This is a genomic window from Pseudomonas sp. 43A (assembly GCF_013363935.1).
Lineage (GTDB): Bacteria > Pseudomonadota > Gammaproteobacteria > Pseudomonadales > Pseudomonadaceae > Aquipseudomonas > Aquipseudomonas crudilactis.
In genome coordinates, this window is record NZ_CP054880.1 from 2,701,744 (window position 1) to 2,718,508 (window position 16,765).

General features: G+C 62.5%; 9 protein-coding genes. 5 read left to right on the top strand and 4 right to left on the bottom strand.

Annotation, left to right across the window (positions count from 1 at the left end; genetic code table 11):
• The first annotated feature begins 532 nt into the window (after window positions 1-532).
• Complete coding sequence (locus HUW52_RS12075) at window positions 533-700, top strand: metallothionein (protein WP_016982823.1); 168 nt, start codon at window positions 533-535, stop codon at window positions 698-700.
• Window positions 701-723: 23 nt separating this feature from the next.
• On the opposite strand, the gene HUW52_RS12080 is transcribed toward HUW52_RS12075, so the two are convergent.
• Both HUW52_RS12080 and HUW52_RS12085 read right to left on the bottom strand, forming a co-directional pair.
• A complete protein-coding gene (locus HUW52_RS12080; protein ID WP_016982824.1) occupies window positions 724-996 on the bottom strand; it encodes a hypothetical protein in 273 nt (90 codons plus the stop codon).
• 39 nt (window positions 997-1,035) lie between these two features.
• On the bottom strand, window positions 1,036-1,263 hold the full coding sequence (locus HUW52_RS12085; RefSeq protein ID WP_007919026.1) for a DUF6555 family protein: 228 nt from the start codon (window positions 1,261-1,263) through the stop codon (window positions 1,036-1,038).
• Window positions 1,264-1,399: 136 nt separating this feature from the next.
• Here HUW52_RS12085 and HUW52_RS12090 point away from each other — a divergent pair, with 136 nt between their 5' ends.
• The 3 genes from HUW52_RS12090 (at window position 1,400) to HUW52_RS12100 (ending at window position 3,567) form a co-directional block, all read left to right on the top strand.
• On the top strand, window positions 1,400-2,182 hold the full coding sequence (locus HUW52_RS12090) for a helix-turn-helix domain-containing protein (protein ID WP_049802091.1): 783 nt from the start codon (window positions 1,400-1,402) through the stop codon (window positions 2,180-2,182).
• A gap of 224 nt (window positions 2,183-2,406) precedes the next feature.
• Window positions 2,407-2,580: a DUF1427 family protein gene (locus tag HUW52_RS12095; protein ID WP_175553756.1), complete on the top strand. Its 174-nt coding sequence runs from the start codon at window positions 2,407-2,409 to the stop codon at window positions 2,578-2,580.
• Between the two features lie 30 nt (window positions 2,581-2,610).
• On the top strand, window positions 2,611-3,567 hold the full coding sequence (locus tag HUW52_RS12100; RefSeq protein ID WP_175553757.1) for a zinc-binding alcohol dehydrogenase family protein: 957 nt from the start codon (window positions 2,611-2,613) through the stop codon (window positions 3,565-3,567).
• Window positions 3,568-3,693: 126 nt separating this feature from the next.
• Here the strand turns inward: HUW52_RS12100 and HUW52_RS12105 are convergent, their stop codons facing one another.
• Together HUW52_RS12105 and HUW52_RS12110 are read right to left on the bottom strand one after the other, a co-directional pair.
• Window positions 3,694-4,716 carry a purine nucleoside permease gene (locus tag HUW52_RS12105; RefSeq protein WP_175553758.1) on the bottom strand — a complete coding sequence of 341 codons (1,023 nt, stop codon included), beginning with the start codon at window positions 4,714-4,716 and terminating at the stop codon, window positions 3,694-3,696.
• Window positions 4,717-4,731: 15 nt separating this feature from the next.
• On the bottom strand, window positions 4,732-5,691 hold the full coding sequence (locus HUW52_RS12110) for a nucleoside-specific channel-forming protein Tsx (RefSeq protein ID WP_150694888.1): 960 nt from the start codon (window positions 5,689-5,691) through the stop codon (window positions 4,732-4,734).
• Window positions 5,692-6,205: 514 nt separating this feature from the next.
• Between HUW52_RS12110 and HUW52_RS12115 the strand changes: the two genes are divergently transcribed.
• Window positions 6,206-16,729: an autotransporter-associated beta strand repeat-containing protein gene (locus tag HUW52_RS12115; RefSeq protein WP_175553759.1), complete on the top strand. Its 10,524-nt coding sequence runs from the start codon at window positions 6,206-6,208 to the stop codon at window positions 16,727-16,729.
• The last annotated feature ends 36 nt before the right edge of the window (window positions 16,730-16,765 follow it).

Sequence of the window (16,765 nt, forward strand, 5' to 3'; positions counted from 1 at the left end):
AAACCTGAGTTCAACACGGTATCGCACGTCGGCGTAGCTCATCCAAACACCACGTTCAGTCCCCTCTCCCTCTGGGAGAGGGCTAGGGTGAGGGGCTCTTGATCTGGCTCTTGATCTTGCTTCGGCTTTTGATTTTTTGCCCCTTCGGCAGGCCGAGCGTAGGTGTTCATCCGGGGGTTAGGCGCGCAGCGCCGTGCGGCGAAGCCGCACACATCGAGAGGAGGTGCAGCGAAGCAAACCGTAGGCGATGCCCCCGGATGGACACCGTAGCGAGGGAACACTGAGCCTCAGCGAAGTGCCGTACGCCGGGGCAAAGCCTTTTGGGTTACCTTTTCGGCGTTTGGAAAAGGTGACTCGCTGTAAGAGCGAAACCGCCAGCGGCAACACCCGCAGCAACGGATATGCCCCCAATCCCAATCCCAATCCCAATCCCAAACAAAATCAAAAGATCGCAGCCTGCGGCAGCTCCTACACTGGTTATCAAGGCTTGCCCTTCAAGCCCCAGACAACCCCCACCCAAGGAGTCTGTCCCATGCCCGATAGAAAATGCGACTGCCCCAACTGCAAATGCACGATCAAGGAAGGCGATCATTCCTACGCCGTCCACGGCAAACACTATTGCTGCGAAGCCTGCGCCCACCACCACAAAAGTGGCGAAGAATGTTCAAGCAAAGGCTGCCATTGCGCCCATCCGAAATAACAGCACGCATAAAAAAGTGGAGCCTAATCAGGCTCCACTTCCAGTTTCAGGCTCTCATCATCCAGCCGCTCTGCATGCCTTACCGTACCTTGCAGCCTTCGCCCTTCAACCCTGACCACCACGGTTTTCGCCTGGTCGAGGTCTTCCGGCAGCGGCGCCGGCACACGCAAGGCAAAGCAAAACGGATCATCCGCGACCGCCTCCAGCCCAACGCGGCAGTCCACGCTTTTGGTGATACGCCCGAACAACGTATCAAGGCCGTAGTCCAGATGCGCCGGGCTGATGATGTTGCTCATGATGCATTCCCCCGAATGATGCCGATCGCCAGGCAGAGCTTAGCTGGTCGGTCGCCACACGACGTTTTCCACGCCGAATTTTTCCGCCATCGGTTTGCTGGTCTTCTGCACCTTCTCACGGCCAAAGCGCGGGATGCGGCCGACCCCGGCGTCGCAACTCGCCCAATGCCACGCCTCGGTGTTGTCCATTTTGTCCGAGCGGATAATGAACGACTTGGGCGTGCCGTGAAGGGTGTATTCGATGACATACAGTTTTGCGTTGTTCATAAAGCCCGTATTCCTCCCTGTGGTAATAGAGGGATCGCGGCGCATCGGGAAAATTCACTCGGATTGTCCGACGGTATCTATCGTTGGCGACGCTGTGGCGCACTGGTTACCATGGCGTTCCCGCCAAGCCCAATGAATGCTCGCCATGGCCCTCGCCACGCCCCCCGATCTCAGTGATACCGATGTGCCCGTGCAGCCGCTGGCGCGTACCTATCCGCGCGGCTTGTTTATCGAGCCGCACGAGCATGTCTGGGGGCAGTTGCTGTATGCGATGAGCGGGGTGATGTGGGTCGAAACCCCGCACGAGGCGTTGGTGGTACCGCCGCAGCGCGCGGTGTGGTTGCCGCCGGGCGTGCCGCACGGGATCCGCGTGGTGTCGGATCTGCAGATGCGCAATATCTACCTGCGCCCGGCGCTGGCGGCGACGCTGGATCAGACTGTGCAGGTGATCGAGGTCGGCGGTCTGCTGCGCGAGTTGATTGTCGGGCTGGTGGGGCAGGGTGATAGCGGTGATCCGGCGTATTACGAGGCACTGGTCGGGTTGGCCTTGCTGGAGCTGAAACGCGCACGGCGTTCGCAGTTGAAGATCCCGATGCCGGACGACTCCGACCGGCGCTTGATGAATCTATGTCAGGCAGTGATGGCGGCGCCGTCGCTGGAGATTCCGTTCGAGCAGCATGCGGAAAATGCCGGAGCCAGCGTGCGCACGCTGGCGCGGTTGTTCAAGGACAGCCTTGGCATGGGCTTCGCCGAGTGGCGGCGGCAGGTGCAGCTGGCGACGGCGGTGGCGGAGTTGATTCAGGGGGTGGCGGTGAGTGTGATTGCTCGGGAGCTCGGCTATTCACCCAGTAGTTTCAGCGACATGTTTCGCCGCGAATTGGGTATCGCCCCCTCGCAATTCATAGTGGAACAGGATTAATCAAACCAGCGCAGATCCAATGTGGGAGCGAGCCTGCTCGCGAATGCGGTGGATCAGCTGACTCATCCTTCACTGACACACCGCATTCGCGAGCAGGCTCGCTCCCACAGGGTTTTGTGGTGTGCATCCGATACTTGTCCGAAATTCAGAAGTCCTTGGCCGATACCGCACCTGCCGATTCCCTAGACTCTGCCCATTCCCTTCAAACGGCGGAGTTCCTCCCCATGAACTACCTGATTGCGCTGGCCATCGGTCTGGGCGTCGGCCTGTTGTACGGCGCGCTGGATTTCCGTTCTCCGGCGCCACCGGCCATCGCGTTGGTGGGTTTGCTCGGCATGTTGGCCGGTGAACAGTTGTGGCCGATGGGCCGACAGCTGGTCGCGGGTTGGTTGTCCTGAATTTCCTCTTTTCCTTTGGTGGATGTCCCCATGAAAGCACTGCAATTCGATAAAACCGGCGACCTGTCTTCCCTGCGCTGTGTCGAGGTGCCGACCCCGGTACCCGGCGCTGACGAAGTGCTGGTACAGATCAAGGCTGCCGGCCTGAATCCCAGCGATGTGAAAAACGTCCTCGGCCGTTTTCCCTACACCACGCTGCCGCGAATTCCCGGTCGCGATTTCGCCGGCGTCGTCGTCGAAGGCCCGCAGGCGTTGATCGGTCAGGAGGTCTGGGGCACCGGCCGTGAGCTGGGCTTTTTCGCCGACGGCACTCACGCGCAATTCGTCAAACTGCCAGCCAATGGCGTCGCACACAAACCGTCGCACCTGAGTTTTACTCAGGCCGCCAGCCTCGGCGTGCCGTACACGACGGCGTGGGATGCTTTGGAACGCAGTCTGGTAACGGCTGAAACACGTTTGCTGGTGATCGGTGGGGGGGCGGTGGCCACGGCGGCATTGGCTCTGGCAAAAGTGCGTGGCGCGCAGTTGCTGGCGGCGGCGCGGCGCCCGGAGCAAGTGGTGGAGCTGCAAGCGCAGGGTTATCAGACGATTCAGCTGGATAAACCCGAAGACCTCGGTGCGCAAGTCAATGCGGTGTATCGCGGCGGCGCCGATGTGATCTTCGACACCACTGGTTTCTGGCTGCCGGCGTCGGTGGCGGCATTGGCTAGCTTCGGCCGGATCGCGATCATCGCCGCGCCGGTGGACGGGCATGTGCAATTGCCGGCACTGGCGCTGTATCGCAAGGGTGGTTCGGTGGTCGGGATCAATTCGTTGTTGTATGGCGTTGAAGCCTGTGCGGCGATGCTGGAGCAGTTCGGGCGGTTCTTCGATGAAGGCTCACTGCCGTTGCCGCAAGGGTTGGTCGAGGCGCCGTTGGCCGAGGGACTACAGCGTTATGCGGATGTGAATCAGGGCAGCGGTGACAAGGTCATCCTTATCCCCTGATACACCGCAAAACCCCTGTAGGCCTTCGCCTGCTCGCGATAGCGGTGTGTCAGTCAGTCAGTCATGATTAAACTGACACACCGCTATCGCGAGCAGGCGAAGGCCTACAGTAGATCGGTGTCGGGCTCAGGATTGCGGGACGCCGTTTTCCCAGGCCGACCAGTTCTTCAGGATGTCCTGAACCAGCGGATTCCCGGTGCGATAGAGGTTTTCCAGCGCCGGCACAAAGCCTCCCTGATCAGCGTATTTGAGCAGGTTGTCCACTTCACTGCCGCCCGGCTCTGGACGATCAAAATCGGAGCCGGCACGCACCACGGCCAGACGTTGCACGTCGACCAGACCTTCGCGACTGGCACGCAGCAAGGCCTCGTAAGTCGAGTTGTCTTCCTGCTGTGTCGTGCAGTATTCGCCCTTGTTATCGGTCAGTAATTTGGTCCAGACCTCGGCCCGTTCGCTCAGGCGTGTGCCGGAAAACCAGGTGTTGCCGGCCAGCGTGTCGCAGCGGGTTACCACCGGTGGTTGATTGGCCGGGGCCGATGGATATTTCAGGCGCCACGCCGCCGATTCCTTGCTCTCGCTCAGCTCGACCTTGTGGCTGAGGGCGAACGCCTTGGCCTGCAGTTTCGGGTTGAGTTCAAAGACTTCAGTCTTGTAATCCAGCGGCGGTTTTTCGTTCGGGCCTTGGGTGTTGATGCCCAGATACCCGGTCGGCCAGCTCGACGGCGCATCGCGCGAATCGATCTCCCATTGTGTGCCGAACTCCACCAGATAATGCGCCCATGCAGCGGTGCCGATGGTCCCGTGTTGCGGGCTGATCCCGGCAATGCCGGCGATCAGGAAGTAGCTTTTACGCAGGTCGAATTTCGGCGACAGTGCCAACGCCAATGTCGAAGCGGCGGCGTTGGTCTGGCCCATACCGGTGGTCAGTAGGCAGACCTGCTGCGTGTTGCAGCGGATGCTCGGGTACTCGGCGGACAGGCCTGGCACGCGGATTTCCTGCTTCAACTCCAGGCGATCAATCCAGTTTTGTGCCTCGGGGGCGAACATGGTGATCAGCATGACTTTCGGTTGAATCGGTGTCTCGGCCGCCCACGCGGTGGAGGAGAGCAGGGCCGCACCGGCCAAGGTCAAACGCATCATTGCTTGCATGGAAAACTCCTTGATTCAGAACTGATAACCGACGCCGGCGTAGTAACCCCAGCCATTGGAACGCGCACGGAAATTACCGTCGCCAAAATTCAGCTCGCTGCCATCCTCCCAGTTGCCGCCGTTGTGGAAATAGCGGCCGACCAAGGTGAAGCGCAAGTGGGTGAACGAGTAGAGCAAGACGTTGGTCGCCACCGTCGCATTGGCGGTGCGCGCCGGGTTGTCCTTGTGGATGTCCGAGCCGAAATCGAAGTTGGTGAAGCCGATGTAAGTCAGCGATGCGCCGTTGCTGAACTTGTCGATCGGCACGATGTACTTGAGTTGCGCGCGATAGCCGTCCCAGGAATATTCATTGCTGGCGCCGTAGTTTTCCCACTGATAGCGACCGTAGAGGTTGGCCGACAGATTGACCCGCGAGTGCGTATCGATGTCGGTGCCGAAACCGCTGTAGAGGGTGTTGGCGCGGTTCTCTTTGCGGCTGCCGTGGTCGTAGATCCAGTCGAACGCCACATACCATTCCTTGAATGGACCGATGGCCAGGCTGCGGCCGGCGAGGTAGTCAATGGAGATGCGCGGTTCGTGCTCCATGAACACCGGCGAGCCGTGATCCCACACGCCTTTATCGTGGCTGTTGCCGATGTTGAAGATCTTCGGGATGTCGACATAGCCGTACAGTTCGAACGGGCCTTTGCGGCCGAAGTACTCGTATTCCAGATAGATGTCGTCGGCCGGTTGCGGGCCGAAGCTGATGTCCTTGCTGCCAATCAACATCAAGTCCTGGTTGTACCAGTCCGACAGATACTCACCTTTTTTCGGCGGGCTGGCTTCGGGGCTGAGCGCTTCGCCCTGGGCGGATTCTTCTTTGCTTGCCGGTTGCGCCAGAGCGCTGTGGCTGAGAAGTCCGGTAACGCCGGTCAGTAGCAAGGAAACAGCAAACGTGCACGAGAAAGGTGCGCGAAAAGGGCATGCAATGGCCATTCAAAGTCCTTTTTTGCGGATCGAGGCCCGTGTTCCGTGGGCTTGTACGGTTTTGTTACGAAAACGTTGGTATTGACGTTACGCAAACGTTTGCACAAGGCGTACCAAAACCTTCAATGGGCTGAAAAATCTGTCCTTTTTCAGTATTTCCTGATGGATCGGTCAGGCGCGGGTTTGCAGACCCTACAGTTCCCTGTGGGAGCGAGCTTGCTCGCGAAGGCGGGGTATCAGAAAAGTATCCGCAAGCTGACACAACGCATTCGCGAGCAAGCTCGCTCCCACAGGTGTTGTATCGCCCTCAAGACCAGCGCTTGCGGGCTGAAACCCTGATCCCAGACCCCTCTAGTATTAAAGTATTAACACCATTTAATCCGTGCCCCATTGCTGGGCGTCTACTAGCTTTGTCTCCAGTTAAGCGGTTTTGTGATGACCGTCGCAGTCTTGATTCGCGTGTGGAATAAGCACGGCTCTTCGCGCGCTCAAGGAAGAAATTGGCCACGACAAGGAGTAGCCCGTGGAAGCAAGGTTTGGTGTCGCCCTCGTTTCGCGCTTTTCCCCTCTTTCCCTTGCTGTGCACTTGAGCGTTGCCGGGCTGTTGTTCGGCGGCGTCAGCGCACCTGCGTTGGCCACGTGCTCCACGGCGGGTTCAACGGTGACCTGTACCGGCGTGCCGAGCCTGCCGCTGTTTCTCAATAATTTTTCCAGCGCCACCAGTGGCCTGACGGTCAACGTCAACAGCGGCGCGCAGATGAACGCGACCCTCGGCGGCCATGTGATGGACCTGACCGGGGTGAACATTTCCCTGAACAACTCCGGCACTATCGACCCGGCGCTGCTCGGCCTGGTCTCGGTATTGAGCGGCGGCGCGTTCATCGGCACTGGCGCAACAAGCACGGTCAGTGTGCTTAACAACGCCAGCGGGATCATCCGTGGTACGGGCATGCTGCTCGGGCTCAACCTGACCAGCATCGACGGCCTGGCCCTTTCGGTTAACAACGCGGCAACCGGCACCACCAGCATCACCAACAACGGCACCATCACCTCGACCGGACTCTCGATCGGCGGAATCACGTTGGCGGATACCCCGGTGATCGGCGTCTACGGTGGTTCGCAGGTCAACATGACCAACAGCAGCACCGGTGTGATCAACGGCCGGATCGCCTTCGAAACCTCGGCGGCGGGCAACACTTTCACCAACGCCGGTGCGATTACCGGCGGTGTGTCGATGGGCGCGGCGAGCACCAACACCTTCACTGCGGTGACCGGCTCCAGCGTCAACGTCGGTGACGGCGTGCAGATCAGCGTCGGCCTCGGCGGTTTGATCGGCATCAACCTGACCTTCGCGCCGACCGGCACGGTCGATGGCGGCGCGGGCGGCACCAACAGCCTGATCCTGCAAAACCCGGCTGGCGTCGGCGGCGGTATCACCGGGACTGGCACCGCATCGAGCGCCACCTACATCAACTTCAACAACCTGACCCTCAACAGCGGCACCTGGACCTTGCAGGGGCCATTGGTCAGCGGCGCGACCACGCTCAACGGCGGTGTCGCGAACTTCAACAACAACGCCACCTTCGGCAGCGGCGTAATCACCTCCAACGGCGGGATTCTGCAGGCCAGCAATGCCGGGTTGAACATCAGCAATCTGATTTCCCTCGGCGCTGGTGGCGTGACGGTGCAAGGCACCAACGCGACCACCCTGAGCGGGGTGATTTCCGGCAGCGGCGGTTTCACCAAGGCCGGTACCGGCCAGCTAAACCTCAGTGCCGCCAACACCTATCTGGGTAACACCACGCTCAATGGCGGCACGGTGCAGTTGGGCAACAATCAGGCGTTCAGTACTGGCACCCTCAACGTGACCGGCGCGACGACGTTGAGCGCACCGGGCACCATCAGCCTGGCCAACGCCATCAGCCTCGGCGGCACCTTGACCGCCGGCGGCACCGGCGCACTGACCCTCGGCGGTTTGATCAGCGGCAGCAGCGGCCTGACCAAAACCGGCAGCGGCAGCCTGACCGTCAGTGGTGCCAACAGCGGTTTCACCGGCACCACCACCCTGAGCGCCGGTAGCCTGCTGGTGACCAATAACAACTCGCTCGGCAGCGGTGCGCTGAATACGGCCGCCGGTACCAGTCTCGACAGCACCGCCAACGTCACTCTGGCCAACAACATCGCGATGACCGGCGCGCTCAACGTGCTCGGCAGCAATGCGCTGACCCTCGGTGGCGTGTTGTCCGGCACCGGCGGCATCACCAAATCCGGCAGTGCCAGCCTGACGTTGACCGGCAACAACACTAACAGCGGCAACACGTTGCTCAATGCCGGCAGCCTGTTCGTTGGCAGCAACACCGCGCTGGGGACCGGCGCGCTGAATGCGGCGGCGGGCACCACGCTGGATGCGACCACGGCGGTGACCCTGGCCAACGCCGTCGCGCTGGCAGGCGATCTGACCTTTGGCGGCACGCAGGCATTGGGCCTGAGCGGCGTCGTCAGCGGCGCCGGCAATCTGATCAAAAGCGGCACCGCGAACCTGAGTCTCAGCGGCAACAACACCTTCTCCGGCGGTACTGCGCTGAATGCCGGCACGCTGATTGTCGGTTCCAACACCGCGCTGGGCACTGGCGCCTTGACCACGGCAGCCGGCACTACGCTCGATGCCAGCACCGCCGTTGCGTTGACTAACGCCGTCTCACTCGGCGGCAACCTCAACGTCGGTGGCAGCGCCAACCTGACCTTGGGCGGGATTGTCAGCGGCAGCGGCGGGCTGACCAAAAACGGCGCGTCCAACCTGATTCTCAACGGCACCAACACCTTCCTCGGTGCCGTAGCGTTGAACGCGGGCACGATCACCGCGGGCGCCAACGCGGCGCTCGGCAGCGGCAACATCACCGTTGGTGGCGTGGCAACTCTGGACAGCAATGCGGCGGTGACCCTCAACAACGCGGTCATTCTCAACAACAGCCTGGGCATTGGCGGCAGCAACGCGCTGACCCTCGGCGGGGTGATCAGCGGCGCCAGCCAACTGGTGAAAAACGGTGCGGCCAATCTCACGCTCAACGGCACTAACACCTACAGCGGCGGCACCACGCTGAATGCCGGCAGCCTGACGGTCGGCAACGGCGCAGCACTGGGCACCGGCGCGTTGTCGGTGGAAGGTGCGGGCACGCTCAACAGCAGTTCGGCCGTGACCCTGAACAACAACGTGATTCTCAACGCCAACCTCACCGCTGGCGGCGCCAACGCACTGACCCTTGGCGGCGTGATCAGTGGCAGCAACGGTTTGATCAAGACCGGCGCTTCGAGCCTGACCCTCAACGGCAACAACACCTACACCGGCACCACGGCGCTGAATGCCGGTTCACTGATTGTCGGTTCCAGCACCGCCCTCGGCACCGGCACACTCAACGCCTCAAACGGCACTACCCTCGATGCCAGCACCGTCGCCACCCTGGCCAACAACGTCAACCTCGCCGGCACCCTGACTGTGGGCGGGACCAATGCGCTGACCCTCGGCGGCGTGGTCGCCGGTATCGGTGGGCTGACCAAGAATGGCGCTGCCGACCTGACCCTCAACGGCGCCAACAGTTATTTTGGCAACACCCTGTTGAACACCGGCAAACTAACCGTCGGCAGCAACACCGCGTTGGGTTCCGGCACGTTGAACGCGGCGGCCAACACCACGCTGGACGCCAACACCGCCGTCAGCCTGAACAATGCCGTGGCGCTGGCTGGCGCTTTGAACGTCGGCGGCACGGCGAACCTGACCCTGACCGGTCTGGTCAGCGGCGCCGGCAGTCTGGTGAAGGACGGCGCGGCCAATCTGATTCTCAACGCCGCCAACAACTACCTCGGCGGCACCACGCTGAACGCCGGTACCCTGACCGTCGGCAACAGTTCGGCGCTGGGTTCCGGTGCGCTGACCGTCGCTGGCGCGGCAACGCTGGACAGCAACTCGCCACTGGTCAGCCTCAACAACGCCGTTGCCCTGAATGCGGCGCTGACCGTGGGCGGCACGCAGAACCTGACCCTCGGCGGCGTCACCAGCGGCACCGGCCAGTTGATCAAGGACGGCGCGGCCAACCTGACCCTCAATGGCAACAACACGTTCAGCGGCGGCACCACGCTCAATGCCGGCACGCTGACCCTGGGCAATGCCAACGGTCTGGGCAGCGGCGCATTAATCGTCGGTGGCGCGGCAACGCTGGATAACAGCGCTTCGTTTGGCATCGGTAACGCGGTTACTTTGAACGCTGGGCTGACCGTGGCCGGCAATAACGATTTGAGCTTGAACGGCATCATCGACGGCGCCGGCAGCCTGACCAAAAATGGTTTGTCTGACCTGACTCTGGCCGGCAACAACACCTTCACCGGCGCGCTGAATATCGTCTCGGGCAGCGTCACCACGCTCAATACCAACGCGTTGGGTAACACCTCCGGCGTCAACATCAGTGCCGGTGCAGGGTTGAATCTGGGCAGTGACGCCAGCCTCGGCGCGCTGACCGGCAGCGGCAGTGTGCAACTGACCGGCAGCAACCTGCTGACCGTCGGCAGCGGCAACGTCACCAGCACCTTCGACGGTGATCTCAGCGGCAGCGGCGGCTTGGTCAAAGTCGGCACTGGCACGCTGAACCTCACCGGGATCAACGGCATTACCGGCAACACCGCGATCGATGGCGGTATCGTGAATCTCACTGGTTCGCTGGGCAGTGCGCAAGTCAACGTCAATACCGGTGGCACGCTGACCGGTACCGGCTCTGCGCTCGGCGCGGTCAACATCAACAACGGTGGGCATCTGGCGTTGTCGTCGGGCAACACCTTGTCGGCGAGTGCCCTGACTCTTGGCGCCGGCAGCAACGTTGATGTGGCACTGGGCACACCGTCGACCGCGTCGCTGATGAACGTCGGCGGCAATCTCACCCTCGACGGCAATCTCAACGTCACTGATGCCGGCGGTTTTGGCGTCGGCGTGTATCGCCTGTTCAACTACACCGGCGCCCTGACCAACCTCGGTCTGGACGTGGCCAGCGTGCCGGTCGGCTACGGCCTCGGCGATCTGCTGGTGCAAACCGGGGTGGCCAATCAGATCAACATTCAAGTGTCGGCACCGAACGTCAACATCCGTTACTGGGACGGCAGCCAGACCATTGCCAACGGCGTGGTCGACGGTGGCAGCGGCACGTGGAATGCGGTCGGCACCAACTGGACCGATGCCAACGGTCTGGTCAATCAACCATGGGCCGGCGACTTCGCGGTGTTCCAGGGCACCGCCGGCACGGTGACGGTGAACGGCACGCAAGCATTCACCGGCATGCAATTCCTCACCGATGGCTACAACGTGGTCAACGGTGCGGCGGGGCAACTGACGGCGGTCAACGGCACTGGCGGCACTACTTCGTTGCGCGTCGATCCGGGCGTGACGGCGACCATCAATGCCAATATCAATGGCAGCGGCATCCTCAATAAACTCGACGCCGGCACCCTGGTGCTCGGTGGTGCCAACACCTATACCGGCGGCACGCAACTGGACGGCGGCAAGATCATCGTCGGCAGCAATACGGCGCTCGGTACCGGTACGTTGACGGCGAATGCCGGTACGCAACTGGACAGCAACGCAGCGGTGACACTGGCCAACGCCGCGACGCTCAACGGCAATCTCACCGTGGTCGGCAGCAATGCACTGACCCTCAACGGCGTGATTGGCGGCACCGGCGGCCTGATCAAAACCGGCACGGCGAACCTGACCCTCGGCGGCAACAACGCCTTCCTTGGCCCGGTGGCGCTGAACGCCGGCGGACTGATTCTGGCGTCGAACTCGGCGCTGGGTTCCGGCACGTTGAACGCGGCGGGCGGCACCACGCTGGATGCGAGCACTGCGGTTTCGGTAAACAACGCGGTCAACCTGGCCGGCAACCTCGGCGTCGGTGGCACGGCGGATCTGACCCTGGCCGGTACAGTCAACGGCGCCGGCAGCCTGAGCAAAAACGGCGCCGCCAACCTGACCCTCAGCGGCAATAACAACTTCCTCGGCGGCACCACCCTCAACGCGGGCACGCTGACTGCCGGCAGCAACTCGGCGCTGGGTCTGGGCAACCTCACCGTAGCCGGCGCCTCGGCGCTCGACAGCAACAGCGCGCTGAGCCTGGGCAACAACGTCGTGCTCAACGCCAACCTGAGCAACACCGGCAGCAACAATCTGACCCTCGCAGGTGTGGTTAGCGGCGCGGGCGGGTTGATCAAGAACGGTGCGTCGAACCTGACCCTAAACGGCATCAATACTTACTCCGGTGGCACCACGCTGAATACCGGTACGCTGACCCTTGGTACAGGCGCGTCGCTGGGCAGTGGCGCGCTGACCGTGGCCGGCGCCTCCACCCTCGATAACTCCGCGCCGCTGGTGCTGGCCAACAGCCTCAACGTCAATGCCAATCTGGCCCTGGCCGGTAACAACAATCTGACCCTCGGCGGTGTCATCGCCGGTGTCGGCACGTTGACCAAAAATGGTCTGGCCGACGTGACGCTGAGTGGCAACAACACCTTCAGCGGCATCTTCGATGTGGCGTCCGGCAGCCTGACCACGCTGAACGGCGCAGCGCTGGGCAACAACGCTACGGTCAATCTCGCGGGTGGCGCGGCGCTTAATCTCGGTGCTTCCGGCAGCCTCGCCAGCCTGACTGGCAGCGGCACGGCGCTGATCGGCACTGGCAATACGTTGAGCCTCGGCGGCAACAATGTCAGCAGCACCTTCGCCGGCATCCTCAGCGGTGACGGCAGCCTGAGCAAACTCGGCAGCGGCACCCTGACCCTCAGCGGCATCAGCGACCTGACTGGCGACACCAACGTCAACGCCGGCACCTTGCAGGTCAACGGCTCACTGGCCAGTGGCAACGTGCTGGTCAACAGCGGCGGCACCCTCGGTGGCAGCGGCACGTTGACCGGTGCCGTGACGGTGGCCGATGGCGGTCATCTGGCGGGCGTCACCGGCAGTACGCTGAGCGTCAGTTCGCTGCTGTTCAACGGCAATTCCAACTTCGACGTCGGCCTCGGCACACCGGTGTCCGGCGGCGGCAATGCGCTGGTCAATGTCGGCGGCAACCTGACCCTCGACGGCACCCTCAACGTCAGCGACATCGGCGGTTTCGGCAGCGGCGTCTATCGCCTGATCGACTACACCGGCGGCCTGACCGACAACGGCATGCTCTTCGGTACGCTGCCGGGCAGCGTGACGCCGGGCGATCTGACCCTGCAAACCGCACTGGCCAATCAGATCAACCTGCTGGTCACCGCACCGGGCGTCACCGTGCAGTTCTGGGACGGCAACCAACTGGTGGCCAACGGTTCGGTGGAGGGCGGCATTGGCACCTGGGGTACCGGCACCACCAACTGGACCGACGTCAACGGCACCACCAATCAGGCCTGGACCAACAGCTTCGCGGTGTTCCAGGGCGCGCCCGGCACAGTGACCGTCAATGGCGCGCAAACCATCACCGGCATGCAGTTCGTCACTGATGGCTACAGTCTGGTGAATGGCACAGCGGGTTCGCTGAACCTGGTCAATGGTTCACTGGGCAATGCCACGGTGCGGGTTGACCCGAACGCCACGGCAACCATCGGCGTCGCGCTCAACGGCAGCGGCACGCTGGGCAAATACGACAGCGGTACGCTGGTGCTCAACGCGGCCAACGGCTACACCGGCGGCACCGCGCTCAACGGCGGCAAGATCGTGGTTGGCAACAACGCGGCGCTCGGCACTGGCGTGTTGACCGCTGCTGACGGCACAGCGCTGGACAGCAACGCGGCCGTCAGTCTGAGCAACGACGTGGTCGTCAACGGTGGTTTGACCGTTACCGGTTCCAACGCCTTGACTCTCGGCGGCGTGGTCAGCGGCAGCGGCAGCCTGATCAAGTCCGGCGCCTCGAGCCTGACCCTCAACGGCAACAACACTTACAGCGGTGGCACTCAGCTTGCGGGCGGCACGCTGATTCTCGGCAACAACAGTGCGATCAGCAGCGGGGCGCTCAACGTCACCGGCAATGGCACCCTCGACAGCACTTCAGCGCTGCAACTGGCCAACGCCGTTAACCTTGGCGCGCAACTGACCCTCGCCGGCAATCAGAACACCACCCTGATCGGTGCGGTGACCGGCACCGGCAGTCTGCTGAAAAACGGTAGCGGCGATCTCGTCCTCAGTGGTGCCAATACCTACAGCGGTGGCACCACGCTGAACGTCGGCACGACGCGCGGTGACACCAGCAGCTTGCAAGGGGCGATCGTCAACAACGCAACGCTGACCTTCGAGCAAAACGCCGATGGCAGCTACACCGGCAATCTCACCGGCGCCGGTACGCTGAACAAAACCGGCAGCGGCCAATTGCTCCTGACTGGCAACAACACCTTCACCGGCAACACCTCGGTGCAGGCTGGTCGCTTGACCGTCAATGGTGTGCTCAACAGCGCCAACGTCAATGTCGCCAGCGGCGCGAGCATCGGCGGTGGCGGCCAGCTCGGCGGCGCCGTGCAACTGGCCAATGGTGCGACGCTGGCCGGTGGCGGCACGGCGACGCCGTTGTCGGTCGGTTCGCTGGCACTGTCCTCGGGGACCAATCTGGACTTCAGCCTCGGCTCGGCGACCAGTTCGACCACGGTGGTCAATGTCGCTGGCAACCTGACCCTCGACGGTACGCTGAACGTCAGCAATGCCGGTGGTTTCGGCACCGGGGTTTATCAACTGTTCAGCTACGGCGGCAGCCTGACCGACAACGGTCTGGTCTACGGCAGCCTGCCGGTAGCGGCGACGAATCTGACCCTGCAAACCGCCATCGCCAACCAGATCAACCTGCTGGTGCAAGGCACGCCGGGTGAGGTGCAATTCTGGAACGGTGGCAAAACCAATCCGGATGGCAGCATCGGTGGCGGCAGTGGCGTGTGGGGGCCAGGCACTAACTGGACCGACCCGAACGGTACGCAGGCGCTCGCTTCGAACGGTCAGTTCGCGGTGTTCGGTGGCCAGGCGGGTACTGTGACCGTGCAGGGCAATCAGAACTTCACCGGCCTGCAATTCCTCTCCGGCGGCTACAGCCTGGTTCCGGGGGCTGGCGGGACGCTGACGCCGGTCAATGGCGCCGACGGCAGCCTTGCACCGGTGCGGGTCAATGCCGGCGCGAGTGCGGAAATTTCCACGCCGCTGGTGGGCACGGGCGGTATCGAGAAGCTTGATTCCGGCACGCTGGTGCTCAGTGGCGCCAATACTTACAGCGGCGGCACCACTGTCAGCGGCGGTACGTTGATCGGTAATACCACCAGCCTGCAAGGCAACATCCTCGACAACGCCACGCTGGTGTTCCAACAAAACGCCAATGGTCTGTTCAACGGATCGCTGAGCGGGCTTGGCGCGATGCTCAAACGCGGTACTGGTACCTTGCTGTTGACCGGTGATAACCCCTTCAGCGGCACGGTCGCGGTCGATCAAGGCGTGCTGCAAGTCGGCAGCCGCGCCGCGCGAGCTTCGCTGGGCGCGCAAGTCACCGTGGCCAACGGCGCGGGTCTGAGCGGCAACGGCAGCGTCGGTTCCGTGGTCAACCATGGGGTTGTCGTTTCGGGGTCAGAAGCCGGAACCCTGAGCGTCGCCGGTAACCTGACCAACGCTAGCGACGGCGTGCTGGCGCTGACGGTCAGTTCGCCAACCGCAACGCCACTGGCCGTCGGCGGCACGGCAACGTTGGGCGGCGCCTTGCAAGTCAACTCGCTGGCACCGTTCACCGGCAACACCACGTATTCGCTGATCACGGCGGGCGGAGGCGTGAACGGCTCCTTCAGCGCTGCGGACCTGCCGCAATACGCGTTCCTCAACAGCGCACTGGTGTATGACGCCAATGCAGTCAACCTGGTGGTCAGCCGCAACGGCAATTCGTTCGCCGATGTCGCCGCCACCGGTAACCAGTTCAGGACCGCCACCGCGCTCTCGAACAACGGTCCGGCGGGTGCAGCGTTGCAGAACGAGATCGTCAACCTCAGTGTCGCCGGTGCGCGTAATGCCTTCGACAGTCTGTCGGGTGAGATCCACGCCAGCACCGCCAGTGCGATCCTCGAGGATTCGCGTTATGTGCGTGACGCAGTCAACGATCGCATGCGCCAACCGTCGTGCAGCGCGGCGGATGATCCACGCCGTGCGCTGGCGCCAAGTGACAATCAACTGAGCAGCAACGGTTGCCACGGTGAAATGGTCGGCTGGGCCCGTGCACTCGGTGCCTGGGGCGAGTCGGATGGCGACAGCAACGCGGCGAAACTCGACCGTAACCTCAGCGGCTTCATGCTCGGCACCGACAAGCAACTCGATGACCAATGGCGCGTGGGCATGGCCGCCGGTTACACCCGCAGCGATCTCGACGCGCATGATCGTCGCTCGGATGCCACCGTCGAAAGCTACCACCTGGCGGCGTATCTCAATTCGCAGTTCGACGCCTTGGCGGTGCGCCTCGGCGCGGCTTACAGCTGGCACGACATCGAGACCAAGCGCAACGTCAGCGTCGGCAGCTACAACGATCGCTTGAAGGCCAATTACGATGCGCGCAGCGCCCAGGTATTCGGTGAAGTCGGTTACACCATTGAAGCCGGTGGCATTGCCCTTGAGCCGTTCGCAGGGCTCGCCTACGTCAACTACGACACTGACAAAGCCAAGGAGAAGGGCGGAGTAGGGCGCCTGGAGGCCGATGCCGATCAAGACATCACCTTCTCGACCCTCGGCGTACGCGCGGGCAAAGTCATCACCCTGGCCAACGGCGGGCAATTCACCCCGCGCGCGGCCATCGGCTGGCGCCATGCCTTTGGTGATACCAAGCCTGATGCCGACCTGACCTTCATCGACGGCGGTGCTTCGTTTAGCACCCAGGGTGTGCCGATCGCCAAGGACAGCGCCATCGTTGAAGCGGGTGTCGACTTCCAGATCAGCCCGACCGGCAAACTCGGGGTTGGCTACTCGGGCCAGTTGTCGAACGACAGCAACGACCATGCGATGACCATCAGCTTCAGCCTTGGCTTCTGATTTAGGGTCGAAGCACTTTTAGCCGCCCGTAAGGGC

Coding starts and splice junctions, on each gene's coding strand:
- HUW52_RS12110 (WP_150694888.1), bottom strand. CDS start 5,691: ATGGCCATTGCATGCCCTTTTCGCGCACCTTTCTCGTGCACGTTTGCT.
- HUW52_RS12105 (WP_175553758.1), bottom strand. CDS start 4,716: ATGCAAGCAATGATGCGTTTGACCTTGGCCGGTGCGGCCCTGCTCTCC.
- HUW52_RS12080 (WP_016982824.1), bottom strand. CDS start 996: ATGAGCAACATCATCAGCCCGGCGCATCTGGACTACGGCCTTGATACG.
- HUW52_RS12095 (WP_175553756.1), top strand. CDS start 2,407: ATGAACTACCTGATTGCGCTGGCCATCGGTCTGGGCGTCGGCCTGTTG.
- HUW52_RS12085 (WP_007919026.1), bottom strand. CDS start 1,263: ATGAACAACGCAAAACTGTATGTCATCGAATACACCCTTCACGGCACG.
- HUW52_RS12090 (WP_049802091.1), top strand. CDS start 1,400: ATGCTCGCCATGGCCCTCGCCACGCCCCCCGATCTCAGTGATACCGAT.
- HUW52_RS12100 (WP_175553757.1), top strand. CDS start 2,611: ATGAAAGCACTGCAATTCGATAAAACCGGCGACCTGTCTTCCCTGCGC.
- HUW52_RS12075 (WP_016982823.1), top strand. CDS start 533: ATGCCCGATAGAAAATGCGACTGCCCCAACTGCAAATGCACGATCAAG.